At 71.6% G+C, this 20,436-nt stretch carries 13 protein-coding genes and 1 tRNA gene; 11 read left to right on the forward strand and 3 right to left on the reverse strand.

Going from position 1 to position 20,436, the window contains the following annotated elements; translation table 11 throughout:
- The first annotated feature begins 44 nt into the window (after positions 1-44).
- Positions 45-117: transfer RNA gene (locus tag ACGFRF_RS28640), tRNA-Ala, on the forward strand.
- A 121-nt stretch (positions 118-238) separates the two neighbouring features.
- Here the strand turns inward: ACGFRF_RS28640 and ACGFRF_RS28645 are convergent.
- Positions 239-1,849, reverse strand: a complete 1,611-nt coding sequence (locus ACGFRF_RS28645) for an NADH-ubiquinone oxidoreductase-F iron-sulfur binding region domain-containing protein (RefSeq protein ID WP_393744735.1) — start codon at positions 1,847-1,849, stop codon at positions 239-241.
- Entirely contained in the window at positions 1,846-3,138 is a 1,293-nt protein-coding gene (locus ACGFRF_RS28650; protein ID WP_393744737.1) for a cytochrome b/b6 domain-containing protein, read from the reverse strand. Before ACGFRF_RS28650 ends, ACGFRF_RS28645 begins: the two co-directional genes overlap by 4 nt.
- Positions 3,139-3,539: 401 nt before the next feature.
- Between ACGFRF_RS28650 and leuS the strand changes: the two genes are divergently transcribed.
- The 8 genes from leuS to holA all read left to right on the forward strand — a co-directional run bounded on the left by leuS (position 3,540) and on the right by holA (position 14,786).
- The gene (gene leuS, locus ACGFRF_RS28655; RefSeq protein ID WP_393744739.1) at positions 3,540-6,422 is read left to right on the forward strand and encodes a leucine--tRNA ligase; all 2,883 of its coding nucleotides are present in this window, start codon (positions 3,540-3,542) and stop codon (positions 6,420-6,422) included.
- A gap of 141 nt (positions 6,423-6,563) precedes the next feature.
- On the forward strand, positions 6,564-7,304 hold the full coding sequence (locus ACGFRF_RS28660; RefSeq protein ID WP_393744741.1) for a hypothetical protein: 741 nt from the start codon (positions 6,564-6,566) through the stop codon (positions 7,302-7,304).
- A 115-nt stretch (positions 7,305-7,419) separates the two neighbouring features.
- A complete protein-coding gene (locus ACGFRF_RS28665) occupies positions 7,420-8,265 on the forward strand; it encodes a DegV family protein (RefSeq protein WP_393744743.1) in 846 nt (281 codons plus the stop codon).
- A gap of 583 nt (positions 8,266-8,848) precedes the next feature.
- Positions 8,849-9,622 (forward strand): helix-hairpin-helix domain-containing protein, encoded by a 774-nt coding sequence (locus ACGFRF_RS28670; RefSeq protein WP_393744745.1) that lies wholly within the window; start codon positions 8,849-8,851, stop codon positions 9,620-9,622.
- A complete protein-coding gene (locus tag ACGFRF_RS28675; RefSeq protein WP_393744747.1) occupies positions 9,619-12,432 on the forward strand; it encodes a ComEC/Rec2 family competence protein in 2,814 nt (937 codons plus the stop codon). The genes ACGFRF_RS28670 and ACGFRF_RS28675 overlap by 4 nt, the downstream gene beginning before the upstream one ends.
- Before the next feature lie 78 nt (positions 12,433-12,510).
- Complete coding sequence (locus tag ACGFRF_RS28680) at positions 12,511-13,350, forward strand: arylamine N-acetyltransferase (protein WP_393744749.1); 840 nt, start codon at positions 12,511-12,513, stop codon at positions 13,348-13,350.
- Between the two features lie 113 nt (positions 13,351-13,463).
- Complete coding sequence (locus ACGFRF_RS28685; RefSeq protein ID WP_393744751.1) at positions 13,464-13,709, forward strand: hypothetical protein; 246 nt, start codon at positions 13,464-13,466, stop codon at positions 13,707-13,709.
- 87 nt (positions 13,710-13,796) lie between these two features.
- Positions 13,797-14,786, forward strand: a complete 990-nt coding sequence (gene holA, locus ACGFRF_RS28690) for a DNA polymerase III subunit delta (RefSeq protein ID WP_393744753.1) — start codon at positions 13,797-13,799, stop codon at positions 14,784-14,786.
- Between the two features lie 603 nt (positions 14,787-15,389).
- Here holA and rpsT read toward each other — a convergent pair.
- Positions 15,390-15,656, reverse strand: a complete 267-nt coding sequence (gene rpsT, locus ACGFRF_RS28695; RefSeq protein WP_360144457.1) for a 30S ribosomal protein S20 — start codon at positions 15,654-15,656, stop codon at positions 15,390-15,392.
- A 226-nt stretch (positions 15,657-15,882) separates the two neighbouring features.
- Between rpsT and lepA the strand changes: the two genes are divergently transcribed.
- Complete coding sequence (lepA, locus tag ACGFRF_RS28700) at positions 15,883-17,757, forward strand: translation elongation factor 4 (RefSeq protein WP_393744755.1); 1,875 nt, start codon at positions 15,883-15,885, stop codon at positions 17,755-17,757.
- A 257-nt stretch (positions 17,758-18,014) separates the two neighbouring features.
- Positions 18,015-19,889 carry an AMP-dependent synthetase/ligase gene (locus tag ACGFRF_RS28705; protein WP_393744757.1) on the forward strand — a complete coding sequence of 625 codons (1,875 nt, stop codon included), beginning with the start codon at positions 18,015-18,017 and terminating at the stop codon, positions 19,887-19,889.
- Positions 19,890-20,436: the final 547 nt, after the last annotated feature.

Below are 20,436 nucleotides of genomic sequence, written 5' to 3' on the forward strand. Positions count from 1 at the left end.
TAATGTTGGCGTCGCCGCCAGGGAAACCGGGCGGAACGAAGCAAGGGGCTATAGCTCAGTTGGTAGAGCGCTTGCATGGCATGCAAGAGGTCAGGAGTTCAATTCTCCTTAGCTCCACAGAAATCGAAGGCGGATCATCCCGACGGATGGTCCGCCTTCGGCGTGTTCCGGAGCGAGAACGACGCACCCGCACGGCAACGGCGGGTCACCCGGCCCGGATGACCCGCCGTTCTCGCACTCAGCGGCCCAGAGCGCGCCGGCCGCGGCCCTGGGAGAGGACCGGCAGGTTGCGCGACGGTGCCTGCCCGCGCGTGTCCTCCTCGATGCGCAGGGCGAGCGCCGGGCAGCGGCGCACCGCGCGCAGCGCCTTCGCCTCCGCGTAGCGCGGCACCTGCGCCTGTGCCACGGTCGGGAAACCGTCCGCGCCGAGTTCGAAGACCTCCGGAAGGATGTCGGCACACAGTCCGTGGCCCCGGCACAGCGTCCAGTCGACGTAGATCTTTTGGCGGCTGGCACCGGTCTCCTCGGGCTCTGCGCCGCCCGGGATACCCGAAGGGGCCCTGCCCCCCTCGAAGAGCGGCAGAACGCCCTCCACGGGCCGTCCGCAGCCGTTTCCGAGGACATGGGCGGCCAGGTCGTCGGTGAACGCCTTGATGGTCGACTCCAGGAACATCGCCGAGCCGTCCGGGTGCGAACACGCCCCGCGCCGCTTGACGTTCTTCGCGACCTGTTTCAGCGCCTCCAGCGCGGCCGGTCCGCCGCCGTTGAGGATGTCCTCCATGCCGCGCGCGGCGGCGGGCAGTCCGAGGTAGCAGGGGCCGCACTGGCCGGCGCTCTCCTCGGCCAGCCACTGCGCCACCCGCAGCGACTCGCCCAGCGGGCAGGTCTCCTGGCTGATCGGCAGGATCGCGCCCGCGCCCAGCGAACCGCCCACCGCGTCCAGCGAGTTGCGGGAGACGATCGCCTCGTCGACGGTCGCCGCGTCGATCCACTTGCCGTGGTAACCACCGGTCAGCACGCCCTGCGGCACCGGCGGGGCCCCCGCCAGCTGCAGCACGTAGCGCAGCGGCACGCCCGTCGGGACCTCGATCACCATCGGGCGGGCGACCGCGCCGGAAACCGTCAGCATGACGGTGCCCGGCTCGTCGTACAGGCCGGTGTTGCCGTAGCGCTCGGGGCCGATGCGGGCGGCGATGGCCAGTTGCGCGAACGTCTCCGCGTTCGACAGCAGCGTGGGCGCGCCGCCGACGCCGGTCTGCGAGGCGCTGATCTTGCGGCCGGGCGGGATCGCCGGGCCGCCGTCGATCGAACGGATCAGCGACGCGGCGGCGCCGGTGACCATGCGCACCGGATTGCGCTGCACCCACGCGCGTAGCGCCGATCTACGGCTGTTGCTCAGACCTCGCTCGGCGAGCGCGGCCTCCATGGAGCGCTGTGTGGACTCCCGGGTGACGCCGATCACGAGGGTGCGGGCGCCGAGCGCCTCGGCGCACAGCAGCGCACCGTCCAGGATCAGGTGCGGGGCACGGTTGATGAGCACCGTGTCCTTGCGGCAGGCGGGTTCGTCCTCGCTGCCGTTGACCACGACGACCGGCCGCACCCCGCGCTTGATCGCCGACTCGGCGACCGAGCGCAGCTTCTTGTGGAAGGGGAAACCCGCGCCGCCCCGGCCCTTGAGGTTGATGCGTTCGGCGAGCTGGGCGAGCTGTTCGCCGCCCAGCGGATCGAGCGGCCCGTGCACCTTCAGGTGCATGGGCAGGTCGAGCCGCTCCACAAGGTCGAAACCCGACGTGAGCTGCGGAAGGCCGACCACGCGGACTTCGGGGACGTCGGGCAGGGCCTCGTTCACCTATAGCCTCCGGAAGGCATGTTCCAAGGTTCGCCCGAACCCGGCGCCTCGTAGGAGGTGCCGGGGGTTGGTTCAGTGGCGGGACCGCTGTTGAACGTGTCACTCGGGTTGTACGCGCCGTAGAGGCCGTTTGTCTCACCGGTGTCGTACACGTCACTTCCGCCGTACCCAGGCGTGCCCGAATTGCCGTAGACGGGGATGGTGTATCCGGTGTCCTGGAGCGGGTCGTACGCGGACGGCGGGGCCTCGCCGACCGGCGGCGGGGACGGGATCGGCCAGCTGCCCGAGGTGCTGGAGGGGCCGTCCACGCGCGGGACGGCCTCCGTGGGCTGGAGGTCCAGCGGCAGGTCCATGCGGGCGGTCCGGCCGGCCGCGAACGGCTCCTGGGCCCGGCCCGGTGCGGACACCGCGCGGTAGGCGGCCGCGAAGCCCGACGCGGGCTCCGCGGCGGGGGCCGCGGGGGACTGGTACAGGGGCGCGGAAGGGGAAGCCGCCGGAGCGGCGGGTGACGGCCTCGGCTCCCGCCGGCCCTCGTAGCCCGGCAGGGCCGAGTCGGCGACCCGGGAACGACTCGCGTCCAGCTCCTCGAGTCCCGGACGCTGCGAGCTGCCGAACAGCGCCACCAGCCGGTCGGCGACCTTGCGCTTGACCGGGCGCGGAGCGGCGCGCAGCGCGAGGGCGCCCATCACGCCGAGCAGGGACAGGCTGTACAGGATCACGAAGATCGGCTTGGCCGCGCGACCCGCGTAGAGCCCGTGGACCAGCGCCGCGCACCAGGCCGGATAGGCCAGCATGTGCATGGCCCGCCAGCGGGCGGCGACCGGGGCCGGGGTGGCGAAATTGCTGCGCAGGGCGCCGGTGACGCCCACGAAGATCATCAGCAGGCCGGCCAGCGAGCCCAGACCGATCAGACCGGCGATTCCGGTGACGCCGAGCGAGAACGGAATGATCGCCGCGATCAGCTTCGTGTGACCGAGCGCGATCTTCGTGGTGATGTGCAGCAACAGGAACGCGATGGAGGCGACCGCGGTCGTCCGGTGCACCGCCTGGCCGATGATCCGCTGCCGCGTGTTCAGGAAGATCCGGTCCTGGGCGAACAGGCCCCAGATCACCGAGCAGCTGAGCGAGACGAGGGACAGCACGCCCGCGCCGAAGTTCAGGAACTCGCGGAACTGGCTACCTCCGACCAGCACGACCAAGGGTATGAGCAGCAGGACGACAGCGGACGCCACCCCATAGGCCGAGCGGCCCGGTTTGGGGAGCGAGCTGGTACTACGACGAGGGTTCATGGGGGCAACTCCGAGCAGTTCCGGGAAAGCGGTCCCGCTGCCGAACTCTAAGTGGCGCCATACTGATCAGTACGGGGTTTGAGTTATTGCGTTGTTATCAACGGACAATGCGACTTGAGCGATGTCCCTTAGTGGGCGGTACGCGAAGTAATCCTTGACCTTGGTTCAGTTCCGGCGTGGTTCGTGGCATGTCCACCACTCATACGGAAGCGCGTCGCGGCTTGCTCAAGGGCTGCGGTACCCTAGCGCCATGCGTGCCGTACGCCTTCTGCTTAGCGGGCCGCGCTGATCAGTACCGACCCCCGGTCAGCCGTGAGGTCGGCATCGGCGCGGCGTCCCCTCCTGTGCGAGGGGATTTTTCATTTCCGCAGGCAGAGACGATCGATGGAGCTTTGAGGATCATGAGCGAGACGAACCCCGCTGCCGCCGCTGCTACGTCGGCGGAGGCCGCCCCGCACCGCTACACGGCCGCCATGGCAGCCGAGATCGAGGCACGCTGGCAGGACTTCTGGGACGCCGACGGCACGTACGCGGCGCCCAACCCCAAGGGCGATCTGGCCGGCGATCCCGAGCTGGTCGCCAAGCCCAAGAAGTTCATCATGGACATGTTCCCGTACCCCTCCGGTGCGGGCCTGCACGTCGGCCACCCGCTGGGCTACATCGCCACCGACGTCTACGCCCGGTTCCAGCGCATGACCGGCCACAACGTCCTGCACACCCTGGGCTTCGACGCCTTCGGCCTGCCCGCCGAGCAGTACGCCGTGCAGACCGGCACGCACCCGCGCGTGTCCACCGAGGCCAACATGGAGAACATGAAGGCCCAGCTGCGCCGGCTGGGCCTGGGCCACGACAAGCGCCGGTCCTTCGCCACGATCGACCCGGACTACTACAAGTGGACCCAGTGGATCTTCCTGCAGATCTTCAACTCCTGGTACGACGAGAAGGCGAAGAAGGCCCGCCCGATCGCCGAGCTGATCGCCCAGTTCGAGTCCGGTGAGCGGCCGGTTCCGGGCACCACGCGCGCGTGGAGCGAGCTGAGCGGCACCGAGCGCGCCGACATCCTGAGCGAGTACCGCCTGGCCTACGCCTCCGACGCGCCGGTCAACTGGTGCCCCGGCCTGGGCACCGTACTGGCCAACGAGGAGGTCACCGCCGACGGCCGCTCCGAGCGCGGCAACTTCCCCGTCTTCAAGGCCAAGCTGCGCCAGTGGAACATGCGCATCACCGCCTACGCCGACCGGCTGCTGGAGGACCTGGAGGAGCTGGACTGGCCGGAGGCCATCAAGCTGCAGCAGCGCAACTGGATCGGCCGCAGCGAGGGCGCCCGCGTCGACTTCCCGATCGACGGCGAGCGCATCACGGTCTTCACCACGCGCCCCGACACCCTGTTCGGCGCGACCTACATGGTGCTGGCGCCCGAGCACCCGCTGGTCGAGAAGTTCACCCCCGAGGCGTGGCCCGAGGGCACGCACGAGGTGTGGACCGGCGGCCATGCCACCCCCGCCGAGGCCGTCGCCGCCTACCGTGCGCAGGCCGCCTCCAAGTCCGACGTCGAGCGGCAGGCCGAGGCCAAGGACAAGACCGGCGTCTTCATCGGCGCGTACGCGACCAACCCGGTCAACGGCGACAAGGTCCCCGTCTTCATCGCCGACTACGTCCTGATGGGCTACGGCACCGGCGCGATCATGGCCGTCCCGGCGGGCGACCAGCGCGACTTCGAGTTCGCGCGCGCCTTCGAGCTGCCGATCCACTGCATCGTCGAGCCGACCGACGGCCGCGGCACCGACACCTCGACGTGGGAGAACGCCTTCTCGTCGTACGACGCGAAGATCATCAATTCCTCGAACGACGACATCTCCCTGGACGGCCTGGGCGTCGCGGAGGCCAAGACCCGCGTCACCGAGTGGCTGCAGGACAAGGGCATCGGTGAGGGCACCGTCAACTTCCGGCTGCGCGACTGGCTGTTCAGCCGCCAGCGCTACTGGGGCGAGCCCTTCCCGATCGTCTACGACGAGGACGGCGTCGCCCACGCGCTGCCCGAGTCGATGCTGCCGCTGGAGCTGCCGGAGGTCGAGGACTACAGCCCGCGCACCTTCGACCCGGACGACGCCGACACCCAGCCCGAGACGCCGCTGTCGCGCAACGAGGAGTGGGTCAACGTCACCCTGGACCTGGGCGACGGGCCGAAGAAGTACCGCCGCGAGACCAACACCATGCCCAACTGGGCCGGTTCCTGCTGGTACGAGCTGCGCTACCTGGACCCGCACAACGACCGGCAGCTGGTCGACCCGGAGATCGAGCAGTACTGGATGGGCCCGCGCGAGGGCCAGCCGCACGGCGGCGTCGACCTGTACGTCGGCGGCGCCGAGCACGCCGTCCTGCACCTGCTGTACGCGCGCTTCTGGTCCAAGGTCCTGTACGACCTGGGCCACGTCTCCTCCGCGGAGCCGTTCCACAAGCTGTTCAACCAGGGCATGATCCAGGCCTACGTCTACCGCGACAGCCGTGGCATCGCGGTGCCGGCCGCCGAGGTGGAGGAGCGCGACGGCGCCTACTACTACCAGGGCGAGAAGGTCAGCCGCCTGCTGGGCAAGATGGGCAAGTCCCTGAAGAACGCGGTGACCCCGGACGAGATCGCCGCCGAGTACGGTGCCGACACCCTGCGCCTGTACGAGATGGCCATGGGTCCGCTGGACGTCTCCCGCCCGTGGGACACGCGCGCGGTGGTCGGCCAGTTCCGGCTGCTGCAGCGGCTGTGGCGCAACGTCGTCGACGAGAACACCGGCGAGGTCACCGTCACCGACGCCGAGCCCGACGAGGAGACCCTGCGCGCCCTGCACAAGGCGATCGACGGCGTCAGCCAGGACCTGGAGGGCCTGCGCTTCAACACCGCCATCGCCAAGGTCACCGAGCTGAACAACCACCTGACCAAGGCCGGCGGTGCGGTGCCGCGGTCCGTGGCCGAGCCGCTGGTGCTGATGATCGCGCCGCTGGCCCCGCACATCGCCGAGGAGCTGTGGCGCAAGCTGGGCCACACCGACTCGGTCGTCCACCAGGACTTCCCGGTCGCCGACCCGCAGTACGTGGTGGACGAGACCGTGACCTGCGTCGTGCAGATCAAGGGCAAGGTCAAGGCCCGCCTGGAGGTGCCGCCGGCCATCTCCGAGGAGGAACTGGAGAAGGTGGCGCTGTCCGACGAGAAGGTCGTCGCCGCACTGGACGGCGCGGGCATCCGCAAGGTGATCGTGCGGGCGCCGAAGCTGGTGAACATCGTCCCGGCGTGATCATCGGCTGCCGGGTGGAACCGGCGTCGGGGTAGTCCCCTACGGGCAGGTTCGGGGTTCGTCCGGAACTCCGGACCTGCCCGCTGCGTTTACCGTGGAGAGCACAGCGGCTCGTGCCGTGCCGACCGGAGGAGGAGCGTCATGGAAGCAGTGTTGGCCGTGTTCGCCCTGCTCTTCCTGCTCTTCGTCGGCCTGGGCGCCTACGCCACGGTCAAGGCGGTCGGCGCCGCCAAGCGCGGGGTGGACCGGACGATCGCACAGGCCCGCCGCACGGTCGAGGACCACACCCTGCGCGCCAAGTCCTTCGCCCAGATCGGCCCGGCCGGAGAGATCGCCCAGCTGAGGCTCAGGCTGCGCACCTCCATGCGCGCCACGCAGGACGCGCTGTACGCGGGCGCGGCCGAGGACGAGTCCCTCAAGGAGTCACTCGGTCTGTTCGAGCGGCTCAGCGCGCACGGCCACGAGCTGGACGCGGACCTCAAGCGCCTGGAGTCCGAGCCGGACCGGGCCACGCTCGCCGCGCGCCTGCCCGAGCTCCGCAGCCGCACCGAGCGCATCACCGACTCGGCCGACTCGCTGCGCTGGGCCGTCCGCGACCGGGCACACCGCTTCGCCGACGACGATCTTGGTTCGCTCAGCGCCCAGATAGACATCGAAGCGGACGCCCTGCGCCACTGGACCCGGTCCGAGAACACCCGGACGCCTCCGCAGTGGCCGGCGGCCGACGCCGACGCCGACGCCGACGGCCCGGCAGCGCAGGGGACCCGGCCGACACCCGGTTCCCGCGCCGCCGAGGAACAGTCCCCCCACGCGATCACCTCACCACCGCCGCGCCCCGCGTATCCCTGGCAGAAGAAGCCCCGTCCCGAGAGCACCACCTGACCGAGGGCCGCGCCCGCCCCGCAGCACAGGGGCCGGGCTGCCGCGCCCGCCCAGCAGCCCAGCAGCACAGGGGCCGGGCTGCCGCGTCGGCACTACGGCAGGTAACCTCCAGCTCATGTCCCGCCATGTCGCGATCGTCACCGATTCAACGGCCTACCTGCCGCCACGGACGATGGAGCGCCACGGCATCACAGCGGTACCCCTGACAGTGGTCCTCGGTGACCAGGCGCTCGAAGAGGGCACCGAGATCTCGACGCGCTCTCTGGCCCAGGCGCTGCAGAAGCGGCGGTCCGTCACCACCTCCCGCCCCAGCCCTCAGGTCTTCGCCGAGACCTACCGCAGGGTTGCCGAGTCCGGCGCGACCGGCATCGTCTCCCTGCATCTGTCCGCCGAACTGTCCGGCACCTACGACGCGGCGGTCCTCGCGGCGCGCGAGGCACCGGTGCCCGTACGGGTGGTGGACACCGGGATGGTCGCGATGGCCCTCGGCTTCTGCGCGCTCGCCGCGGCCGATGTCGCGGAGGGCGGCGGCACGTTGGACGAGGCCGTCACAGCCGCGGAGAAACGGGCGGCGGGCACGTCCGCCTATTTCTACGTCGACACCCTCGACTACCTGCGCCGGGGTGGCCGCATCGGGGCCGCCCAGGCTCTCCTCGGCTCTGCACTCGCCGTCAAGCCCCTGCTCCAGCTGGACGGCGGCCGCATCGAGCTGCTCGAGAAGGTCCGTACGGCGTCCAAGGCGATCGCCCGCCTGGAGGAGATCGCCGCCGAGCGGGCGAGCAGCGCGGAGGTCGACATCGCCGTCCACCACCTCGCCGCGCCTGACCGCGCCGCCGCACTCGCCGACCGGCTGCGGGTTCGGGTGCCGGGCCTGGCCGATCTGCATGTCAGCGAGATCGGAGCGGTGATCGGGGCGCACACGGGGCCCGGACTGCTGGGAGCCGTGGTCTCGCCCCGCTGACGAGGGCCGGACTCCTTCGTCCGGCTTCACTCGTGCGGGTGGCGGAGTTTTCCACAACCGGGCGCTGGTCCACGGGAATTGACCAAGATCATCGCGAGACGGCGGGATGTTCCATCCTCGTCGCATGGCACTTCGATCACGTTCCCGTACAGCCACTCCGACCAGCGGCCCCGGCCGTGGTCCCGCCTCCGACGGCCGCGTCCGCAACCGCCGCGGCACCGACCACCGCCGGGCCCGTCACCGCCCGCCCGCACCGGCGGAAGAGCTGCGCCGCCGGGCGGAACTCCTCTTCGGCGAACGAGCCGTGCGCCGGCGGGAGTCAGGCAACGGACCGCCGGACGGGGCCGGGTCGCCGGATGGGGCCGGGTCGCCGGGCGAGGCCGGGGCCACGCGCACAGCGACGGAGACGGAGACGGCGACGGTGACGGTGATGGGACTGGCGCCCGGGATGAGTCCGGCGCGGACCGCAGTTCCCTCGGCTGCGACTCCGGCTCCGACCGCGCCTGCGACTCCCGCTCCCACCGCGACCGCGGCTGCGGCTGCGACCGCAGTTCCCTCCGCGGCTGCGACCGCAGCAGGACCGATGGTGGCGTCGGAGCCCGAACCGGCCGGATCCGCAGCCCAGTTGGAAGCGGGCGTGCCCGTGGTGCCGGACTGGCGGGAGCGGGCCGGGTTGGCACTGCGCGAGCGGCTGCCGGTGTGGTTGCAGGCGCGGTGCGGGGTGGAGCGGCGGGGAGTCGTGGCGCTCGCCGTGGTGCTCGTGGCCGCCGCCGTGTTCGCCGTGCAGCACTTCTGGACAGGCCGTACCCAGTCCGTGAGCGCCCCTCGGGTGGTGCGCGCCGAGGCGTCCTACGCCCAGCGGCACGACGACGCGAAGGGCGGTGCCTCCGTGAGTGCCTCGGCGGCACCGGGCGGGGAGATCGTCGTGGACGTCGGCGGCAAGGTCCGAAAACCGGGCATCCTGCGGTTGCCGGCCGGTTCCCGGGTGGCCGACGCGCTGCGAGCGGCGGGCGGTGTCCGTCCGGGCGTGAGCACCGAGGGCCTCAACCGGGCCCGCTTCCTGGTCGACGGCGAACAGGTCGTCGTCGGCGCAACCGCCGGGGCACCCGCTCCGCCCGGCCCGGTGGGCGGAACTGCCGCCGGACCGGCCGGCACGGGCCCCACGGCCCCGGTCTCCCTCAACACAGCCACCGCTGACCAACTCGACACCCTGCCCGGAGTCGGCCCGGTGCTGGCCCAGCACATCATCGACTACCGCACCCGGCACGGCGGTTTCCGCTCGGTGGACGAACTGCGCGAAGTGAACGGCATCGGCGACCGCCGCTTCACCGATCTGCGGAATCTGGTGCGGCCATGAGCCGCGTGCTCCACGAAGCCGCCCTCCACGCTGAGGGGGAGGAGCGCGGGAGTACACACGCCGACCGGGCGGGCCCCATGGATCTGCGCCTCGTACCGCCCGCCCTGGCCGCCTGGGCCACAGCGGCGCTGACGCTGGACGCACCGGCGCCCTGGACCGCCGGTATCGCGGTCGTCTGCTTGACCGTCGGGGTCCTCCTGCTGTCGGTGCGGCGGCCGGGAGGGGGTGCAAGGGCGGCGCGGAGCGGACGGGCGGGGCCGGCCGAGGGGACCGGGCCGAGTCAGGGGCCGGCCGAGGGGACCGGGCGGACTCTGCGAGCGGTCGGACGCCGCTCGCGCCCCGCGGGGCCGGAGCATGCACGCGGCCGGTTCGTATGGGCGCGCGCGTCGGCCGCCGCCGTGCTGCTCTGCGTCGCCGCGGCCGCCGCCTCCGCCGGACTGCACGGTGCGGATGTGCGGCGCGGGCCGGTGCCCGAGCTGGCCCGGCGGTTCGCGACCGTGACCGCCGAGGTGGAGGTGAGCGGTGACCCCTGGCTGAGCCGGCCGCGGGTGCGCGGCGATCACACGGCGCCCACGGCGGTGCTGGCCCGGGCGGAGGTGCGGCGGGTCGAGAAGGGCGACGGGACGAGTGTGCGGACGCGGACTCCTGTGCTGCTGGTCGTCGACGCGGACGTGCCGGCACCGCAGGGGAGTGCCGTGCTGAGCGGGAGTTCCGAGGAACCACCGGGCACGGCCGTCCGGGGAGTGCCGGGTGGGCCTGGCACGCGGAGCGAGGACTTTGAGGGCGTGCCCGCGACCGCTGCCCGGGGAGCGCCGGGTGGACGTGCTGCCTGGCTCGGGCTGTTGCCGTCCACACGATTGCGGGTGGGCGGGCGGCTGGCGCCGGCTCTGACCGATGGTGACCGGACCGCGGCCGTGCTGCGGGTGCGCGGCCGGCCGGGGCCGCGGATCGTTGCAGGGCCGAGCGGGCCTCAACGGCTGGCGGGACGGCTCAGAGCAGGGCTGCGAGAGGCGACCGACGGTCTCGGCGGGGATGCGCGGGCCCTGCTTCCCGGACTGGTCGTCGGGGACACCTCGCGGATCACGCCCGAGCTGGACGAGGCCTTCAAGGAGACGGACCTGGCGCACACGCTCGCCGTCTCCGGCAGCAACCTCACCGTTCTGCTCGCCCTGCTCATCGGACCGCCCGGCCTGGCCCAGCGGGCCGAGCGCCGCGGCCTCGCCCCGCGCCTGGGGCTCTCACTGCGGGCGACCGCCCTGTCCGCAGGAGCGCTGACCCTGGGATTCGTGGTCGTGTGCCGACCCGACCCCAGCGTGCTGCGGGCCGCCGCCTGCGGATCGGTCGCCCTGCTCGCCCTGGCCACCGGGCGCCGCAGATCCCTGGTCCCGGCCCTGGCCACGGCCGTGCTGCTGCTGGTGCTGTACGACCCGTGGCTGGCCCGCGGTTACGGCTTCCTGCTCTCCGTGCTGGCCACCGGGGCGCTGCTCGTCCTGGCACCCGGCTGGAGCGAGGCGTTGCGGCGGCGCCGGGTGCCCCCGCGGCTCGCCGAGGCACTGGGAGCGGCCGCCGCCGCGCAGGCCGTGTGCGCGCCGGTGGTGGCGGTGCTGTCGGCCCGCGTGAGCCTGGTGGCGATGCCGTGCAACCTGCTGGCCGAGGTGGCGGTGGCCCCGGCCACGGTTCTGGGGTTCGCGGCGCTCGCGGCGGCACCGGTGGCCATGCCGGTCGCCAAGGCGCTGGCCTGGTGCGCGAGTTGGCCGGCCGGGTGGATCGCCGGGGTCGCCCGGACCGGGGCGGCGCTGCCCGGTGCGGGAGTGGACTGGCCGGGCACCTGGGCGGGAGCGCTGTGGCTCGCGGTGGTCACGGTGGCCGTCGTCCTGGCCGGACGGAGGTTGCTGCGCCACCGGTGGTGGTGCGGACTGCTCGGGGCGCTGCTCCTGCTGGTGGTCGTCCGGCCGACGCCTTTGACCCGGGTGATCACGGGGTGGCCGCCACCGGGGTGGCGGCTGGCGATGTGCGATGTCGGGCAGGGCGACGCGACCGTGCTGGCGGCCGGGGAGGGAGCCGCGGTGGTCGTGGACGCCGGGCCCGATCCGGCACCGGTCGACCGCTGCCTGCGGCGGCTCGGCATCACGCGTATCCCGCTCCTCGTCCTCACCCACTTCCACGCCGACCATGTGGCGGGCCTGCGCGGTGTTCTGCGGGGCCGCTCGGTGGCCGAGATCGAGACGACGGGCTTCGAGGAACCCGCCGAGCAGGCCGAGTTCGTCAGAAGGGAGGCGGCCGCACGGCACATCCCGGTCACGCGGGCCGTGGCGGGGGAGGAGCGGCGCACCGGGCCGCTGGCCTGGCGCGTCCTGTGGCCCCCGCCGTACGAGCGGCTGCCCTCGGGCGCCCAGGCACCCCCGGCACAGCAGGGCGCCTCGCCGGAGCCGGACGGGCCGAACGACGCCAGTGTCGCGCTGCTCGTCCGCACGGGCGGCCTGCGGATGCTGTTGCTCGGCGACCTCGAACCACCGGCTCAGCAAGCGTTGCTGAGATCTCCGGCGGCGTCCGAGCTGGCCGGTGTGGACGTCCTGAAAGTGGCCCACCACGGCTCGGCCTACCAGGACCCCGAGTTGATACGGCTCGCGGCTCCCCGGGTGGCCCTCATCTCCGCCGGCGCCGACAACCCGTACGGTCACCCGGCACCGTCGACCGTCGCCGGGTTGCGGGCCGGTGGCGCGGTGGTGCTGCGCACCGACCGGGACGGAGCGCTCGCGGTCGGGGGCCCCGGAGAGGTGGGCGGGGAGGTGCGGGTGACGAGAGAGTGACCGAGGGCGTGCGAGCCGCCACCGTGACAGGTGAGCCCGGCGCAGGCTCCAGGGCGGTCGCTCGCCCACACTGGAGCCATGCGTACAGAACCGGTCGATGCCTATCTCCTCCGGCTCGGGGCGGCGCGCCCGCACCGGCCCACCAGCGAGGCCCTGCGCGAGCTGCACCTGCGCCATCTGCGGACCGTTCCCTTCGAGAACCTTTCCGTCCACCTCGGCGAGGAGATCGTGCTGGAGGAGAAGCGACTGCTGGACAAGATGACGGGGACCCGGCGGGGCGGCTTCTGCTACGAACTGAACGGCGCCTTCGCCACGTTGCTCACCGGCCTCGGCTACGAGGTGGAGTTGCTCGCGGCACGCGTGTACGACGACGAGGGGCGGCTCGGGATCCCCTATGACCATCTCGCGCTGCGGGTGCGGACGGCGGACGGGGACACCTGGCTCGCCGACGTCGGGTTCGGGGCGCACAGCCACTATCCGCTGGCGTTCGCGGAGCGCGGCGAGCAGGACGACCCGGGCGGGAGGTTCCGCCTGGTCGAGGCCGGGCCCGACGCGGCGGGAGCGCGGGGCGGGGGCGATTCGGCGAGCGCCGGGGACCTGGACGTCCTGCGGGACGGCAGGCCGCAGTACCGGCTGGAGACGCGGCCCCGGGTGCTCGGGGACTTCTCGGCCGGTGCCTGGTGGCACAGCACCTCTCCGCTGTCGCACTTCACCCGCTCGCTGGTGTGCTCACGGATCACCGAGGACGGAGGGAGGATCACGCTCGGCGGGCGCACGCTGACGACGACGGCCCCCGACGGCGCGCGCGAGAAACGGGAGTTGGAGACGGACGAGGAGGTGCTGGCGGTGTACGGGGAGCGGTTCGGGATCGATCTGGACCGTGTGCCGACTGTGCCGAATCGGAACGGTGGTTGTTGATCCGGCCCGTTTCCGGCGTGTGCGCCCGAATGTCGTGACGTGGGGTCCGTGTCGCCTCCCCCACCGGCCGCCCTCGCCCCTCGGCTGCTGGCCGGTGCCGGAGAATGGGGCCCGTGAGCGATGTGAGACATGTGCTGGTGCTGCCCGACCGCGATGCCGCGAAGGAAGCGGTCGAGGCGCTCGGGGAACGCTTCGGGATCGACGAGGAGCCCCAGCTCGTCCGGGACGCGCTGGCCGGTGAGGACGACGCCGAGGACGCCCAGTGGCTGGTGGTCCTGCGCGACGAGAAGGAGCGGCTGGACCCGGCGGAGCTGGACGCGTTCGCGGGGGAGTGGGACGGCTGGCGCGAGGAGCCCTGACCCTGAGACGGGCTCCGGGTACGGTCGGGGGCCGGCCAGGGTGCGCGGCCGGCTTCGTTGTCAGTGCCGCGTGGGATGCTGTAGGCGATGGCCAGGAAAACTGCGAATGACGACCCTCTCGCCCCGGTGACCCTTGCCGTGGGCCAGGAGGACCTCCTGCTCGACCGTGCCGTGCAGGAGGTGGTGGCCGCCGCCAAGGCCGCCGACGCCGACACGGACGTACGGGACCTCACCCCGGACCAGTTGCAGCCCGGCACGCTCGCCGAGCTGACCAGTCCATCGCTCTTCGCCGAGCGCAAGGTAGTGGTCGTACGCAACGCGCAGGATCTGTCCGCCGACACGGTCAAGGACGTGAAGGGGTACCTCACAGCGCCCGCCGAGGAGATCACGCTCGTGCTGTTGCACGCCGGCGGGGTCAAGGGCAAGGGGCTGCTGGACGCCGCGCGCAAGGCGGGGGCGCGGGAGGTGGCCTGCCCGAAGATGACCAAGCCGGCGGACCGGCTGGCCTTCGTACGCGGGGAGTTCCGCTCGTTCGGGCGGTCGGCCACGGCCGAGGCGTGCCAGGCGCTGTGCGACGCGATCGGCAGTGACCTGCGGGAGCTGGCCTCGGCGGTCTCGCAGTTGGTCGCCGACGTGGAGGGGACGATCGACGAGGCGGTCGTCGGGCGGTACTACACCGGCCGCGCCGAGGCCTCCAGCTTCACGGTCGCCGACCGGGCCGTGGAAGGGCGCACGGCGGAGGCCCTGGAGGCGCTCAGATGGTCGCTGGCGACGGGGGTGGCACCGGTGATGATCACCAGCGCGCTGGCGCAGGGCGTGCGGGCGATCGGGAAGTTGTCCTCCGCGCGCGGGGGACGCCCGGCCGATCTGGCCCGAGAGCTGGGCATGCCGCCGTGGAAGATCGACCGGGTGCGGCAGCAGATGCGGGGCTGGACGCCGGACGGGGTGGCCGTGGCGATGCGCGCCGTTGCCGAGGCCGACGCCGGGGTGAAGGGGGGCGGGGATGATCCCGAGTACGCGTTGGAGAAGGCCGTCGTGGTGATCGCGCGGGCCGCTCGGTCGCGGGGACGCGGCTAGCCGCCAGGGCCGCCCAGGTCCCCGTTCGCCCGCCACGCAGCCCGCCCCAGGGCCCGTTCGCCCGCCACGGCCAGCCCGCCCCGGAACCCCGTGCGCCGGCCACGCTCAGCCCGCCCCAGGGCCCGTTCGCCCGCCACGGCCAGCCCGCTCCGTCCGCTGAGGCGTGGCCGCCCGGAACCCCGTGCGCCGGCCACGCCCAGCCCGTCCGGGCCCCGCCACGGCCAGCCCGCCGGAACCCCGTGCGCCGGCCTGGCTCAGCCCGCCCCAGGGTCCCGTTCGCCCGTCACGGCCAGCCAGCCCGGGCCCCGTTCGCCCGTCACCCCCAGCCCGCTCCGTCCGCTGAGGCGTGGCCGGTTGCGCGGCCGTGGACTCGGACGGTCGAGGAGGAGCCGCCTCAGCCAGCCGACCCGTCAGCTCGCCGAGGAAACCGAAAACCCCGCCACCCGCCCTGGGGAAGGGAAGGCGCCGGGGTTCTCGGTTCAAGCTGGTGAGCCCGTTCCCGCGTGGCGAACGCAGGCCGCGAACAGGCTCTGGGTGCCGGACGGGAGCGGATGAGAGAGGGCCCGCTCTGGGTCCTTCCGGCGGTCAGATCAAAAGGGAGTTTCAGCCCTTGAGGGACACGACCTTGGAAGCAAGCGCCGACTTCTTGTTGGCGGCCTGGTTCTTGTGGATGACGCCCTTCGAGACGGCCTTGTCGAGCGCACGCGCGGCAGCGCGCTGCAGCTCGGTGGCCTTCTCGACGTCACCCGCGGCAGCGGCCTCACGGGCCTTGCGGATCGCGGTCTTCAGGGAGGACTTGACGGCCTTGTTGCGCAGCCGGGCCTTCTCGTTGGTCTTGATCCGCTTGATCTGGGACTTGATGTTCGCCACGAAGGAGCCTTTTCAGGTTCAGGCGCGGGGCCGCTCGGGTCCCGCTACCGGTGATCCAAAATTTTCTGTAGCGCCTCGCGCTGAGAGGGCATGAGGCACAGCCATCTACAGTACCAGTGGCCCTCCGGACGGCCCAAAACGGCTGCCGGTCCCTGCCCGTGGGACCATGGAGACTACGTATCGATCCGACCCGAGGCATAAGGCGCCTCAAGAGACAGGACCCTGCGTGCCCGCGACCCCTAACCATGTGCCCGAGCCGAGCCGTACCGCCCCGGCTCTGATCCGCAACTTCTGCATCATCGCGCACATCGACCACGGCAAGTCCACGCTCGCCGACCGGATGCTCCAGCTGACCGGTGTGGTCGAGCAGCGGCAGATGCGTGCTCAGTACCTCGACCGGATGGACATCGAGCGCGAGCGCGGCATCACGATCAAGTCCCAGGCGGTGCGTCTGCCCTGGGCCCCGACCGAGGGCCCCGACCAGGGCACGACCCACATCCTCAACATGATCGACACCCCGGGGCACGTCGACTTCACCTACGAGGTCTCGCGGTCGCTGGCCGCCTGCGAGGGGACCATCCTCCTCGTCGACGCCGCCCAGGGCATCGAGGCGCAGACCCTCGCCAACCTCTACCTGGCGATGGAGAACGACCTCACGATCATCCCGGTGCTGAACAAGATCGACCTGCCGGCCGCGCAGCCGGAGAAGTTCGCCGAGGAGCTGGCGAACCTGGTCGGCTGTGACCCGCAGGACGTGCTCAAGGTCTCCGCCAAGACCGGTCTCGGTGTGGACGCGCTGCTGAACAAGGTCGTCAAGGAGATCCCGGCGCCGGTCGGGGTCGCCGACGCGCCCGCCCGCGCGATGATCTTCGACTCGGTCTACGACTCCTACCGCGGTGTCGTGACGTACGTCCGTGTCATCGACGGCCAGCTCAACAAGCGCGAGCGCATCAGGATGATGTCGACCGGCGCCACGCACGAGCTGCTGGAGATCGGTGTCAACTCGCCCGAGATGCTGCCGGCCGACGGCCTCGGCGTCGGTGAGGTGGGCTACCTGATCACCGGTGTGAAGGACGTCCGCCAGTCCAAGGTCGGTGACACCATCACCAGCCAGGCCAAGGGCGCCACCGAGGCGCTCGGCGGCTACAAGGACCCGAAGCCCATGGTCTTCTCGGGTCTGTATCCGCTGGACGGCTCCGACTACCCCGACCTGCGCGAGGCCCTGGACAAGCTTCAGCTCAACGACGCCGCGCTGGTCTACGAGCCGGAGACCTCCGCGGCCCTCGGCTTCGGTTTCCGCGTCGGCTTCCTCGGTCTGCTGCACCTGGACGTGATCCGCGAGCGGCTGGAGCGCGAGTTCGGCCTCGACCTGATCGCCACCGCGCCCAACGTGGTCTACCGCGTGATCATGGAGGACGCCAGCGAGATCACCGTCACCAACCCGAGCGAGTTCCCCGAGGGGAAGATCGCCGAGGTGTACGAGCCGGTCGTACGGGCCACGATCCTGGCGCCCACCGAGTTCATCGGCGCGATCATGGAGCTGTGCCAGACCCGGCGCGGCACCTTGCTCGGCATGGACTACCTCTCCGAGGACCGCGTCGAGATCCGCTACACGCTGCCGCTCGCGGAGATCGTCTTCGACTTCTTCGACCAGCTGAAGTCCAAGACCCGCGGGTACGCCTCCCTGGACTACGAGCCCACGGGCGAGCAGAGCAGCTCTCTCGTCAAGGTCGACATCCTGCTGCACGGCGACAAGGTCGACGCCTTCTCGGCGATCACCCACAAGGACCAGGCGTACGCCTACGGTGTGCGGCTCGTCGCCAAGCTCAAGGAGCTGATCCCGCGGCAGAACTTCGAGGTGCCGGTGCAGGCCGCCATCGGCTCGCGGGTCATCGCCCGCGAGACCATCCGCGCCATCCGCAAGGACGTCCTCGCCAAGTGCTACGGCGGTGACATCTCCCGTAAGCGGAAACTGCTGGAGAAGCAGAAGGAAGGCAAGAAGCGGATGAAGATGGTGGGTTCCGTGGAGGTTCCGCAGGAGGCCTTCATCGCCGTCCTGTCCAGCGATGACAGCGCGGGGTCGGCCAAGGGCAAGAAGTAACCGCAGGTAACAAAGGGTTACGCCCGTAAACCGGGCGCAGCGGGGCCCGTCGTACGAAAGTGCGGCGGGCCCTACGCGTGCGTAGCGTCGCTCTGCGTGGAAAGTGACAGGCCGAGGCCCCTTACGCAGCGGCCGGTCGCCCCTTACTCTGAACCCTGCTCGATAGTTACTCGCGAGTTAAACAACGCTGAGACCCCACCGTGAGTTAACCCAGCCGCACCGAGTCAGCCGCACTGTCGCGGGCCCCGGAGGATGTCGTGAGCGACACACAGACTTTGATCGAGAACCGTCCGCCGTCCGTGGCGGCCCTCTTCCTGGAGCGCGTGGCGGCCACACCGGACGCCGAGGCCTACCGCTACCCGGTGCCGCCTGCCTCGGGCCAGGGCCCCGACGACTGGAGGTCGCTCAACTGGGCGCAGGCGGCCGACCGGGTGTACGCGATCGCGGCCGGTCTCATCGAGCTGGGCGTCCAGCCGGAACAGCGGGTGGCGCTCGCCTCCTCGACCCGTGTCGAGTGGATCCTCGCCGACCTCGGCATCATGTGTGCCGGGGGCGCGACGACCACCGTCTACCCGCAGACCAACGCCGACGAGTCGGCCTTCATCCTCTCCGACTCCGAGAGCCGGGTGCTGATCGCCGAGGACGCGGCCCAGGTCGCCAAGGCCCTCGAGAAGCGGGCCGAGCTGCCCGACCTGGCGAAGGTCGTCGTCGTCGACCCGGCCGGCGTCGAGACGGACGACTGGGTGACCACCCTCGCCGAGCTGGAGCAGCGCGGCGCCGCCTACCTGGAGCAGCACCCGCAGCTGATCAAGGAGCGGGTCGGCGCGATCACCAAGGACCAGCTCGCCACCCTCATCTACACCTCGGGCACCACCGGCCGCCCGAAGGGCGTGCGCCTGCCGCACGACAACTGGGCGTACATGGCGAAGGCGATCGCAGCGACCGGCCTGATCAGCGGCGAGGACGTCCAGTACCTGTGGCTGCCGCTCGCCCACGTCTTCGGCAAGGTGCTCACCTCCGGGCAGATCGAGGTCGGCCACGTCACCGCCGTCGACGGACGCGTCGACAAGATCATCGAGAACCTCCCGGTGGTGCAGCCGACGTACATGGCGGCCGTGCCGCGGATCTTCGAGAAGGTCTACAACGGCGTCGCGGCCAAGGCCCGTGAGGGCGGCGCCGCCAAGTACAAGATCTTCCAGTGGGCCGCCGAGGTCGCCCGCGAGTACGCCAAGGTCAGCCAGGACAACTTCCGGCGCACCGGCACCGCCGCGGTGCCCTTCAGCCTCGGCGCCAAGCACAAGGTCGCCGACACCCTCGTCTACAGCAAGCTCCGCGAGGCCTTCGGCGGCCGGTTGCGCGCCTGCGTCTCGGGCGCCTCCGCGCTCGCCCCGGAGATCGGCTACTTCTTCGCCGGCGCCGGCATCCACATCCTCGAGGGCTACGGCCTCACCGAGTCCTCCGCGGCGTCCTTCGTCAATCCCGGCGAGGCCTACCGCACCGGCACGGTCGGCAAGCCGCTGCCCGGCACCGAGGTCCGCATCGCCGACGACGGCGAGATCCTCCTGCGCGGTCCCGGCATCATGGAGGGCTACCACAAGCTGCCCGAGAAGACCGCCGAGGTGCTGGAGCCCGACGGCTGGTTCCACACCGGCGACATCGGTGAGCTGTCGCCCGACGGCTATCTGCGCATCACCGACCGCAAGAAGGACCTCATCAAGACCTCCGGCGGCAAGTACGTCGCACCCGCCGAGGTCGAGGGACAGTTCAAGGCGGTGTGCCCCTACGTCTCCAACATCCTGGTGCACGGCGCCGACCGGAACTACTGCACCGCGCTCATCGCGCTGGACGAGCCGGCGATCCAGGACTGGGCGAAGGAGAACGGCCTGGCGGGCAAGTCGTACGCCGAGATCGTCGCGGCGCCGCAGACGGTGGAGCTGGTCGACGGGTACGTGCGGGAGCTCAACGCCGGACTCCAGCGCTGGCAGACGATCAAGAAGTTCCGGCTGCTGCCGCGTGACCTCGACGTGGAGCACGGGGAGATCACGCCGAGCCTGAAGCTGAAGCGGCCGGTGGTGGAGCGGGAGTACAAGCACCTCATCGACGAGATGTACGCCGGGGCCCGGGAGGCGTAGGGGCCGTTCGCACCTGGGGAACCGCGGGTGGTCCGCGGCTGTCGGACCTGGGGAAACCGCCGGTGGTCCGCGGCTGGTGACGCGGTTCCCCGCAACCTCGGGGTTTCGCGGGCTGGTCACGCGGTTCCCCGCGCCCTGGGGTGTTCGCGGGCTGGTCACGCGGTTCCCCGCAACCTCGGGGTTTCGTGGGCCGCTCACGCGGTTCCCCCGCGCCCTGGGGTGTTCGCGGGCTGGTCACGCGGTTCCCCGCAACCTCGGGGTCTCGCGGGCCGCTCACGCCGTTCCCCGCGCCCTGGGGTGTTCGCGAGCCGGTCACGCCGTTCCCCGCAACCTCACCGGCCGGTCACGCGCATCCCCGCGCCCTCAGGGGTCGCCGGCCGGTCACGCGCATTCCCGCGCCCTCGGGGTGTTCGCGGGCCGGTCACGCGGTCCTCGCGCCCTCGGGGCTTTCGCGGACCGGTAACGCGGCTAGCGGTTCCCCGGCGCCCCGAGGGGTGTTTGCGCTCAGCCTCGCTCGAAAGTTGGCGTCTTCTGACCCGCCCGTAGC

Source organism: Streptomyces sp. NPDC048521 (assembly GCF_043199855.1).
Classification (GTDB): Bacteria; Actinomycetota; Actinomycetes; order Streptomycetales; family Streptomycetaceae; genus Streptomyces.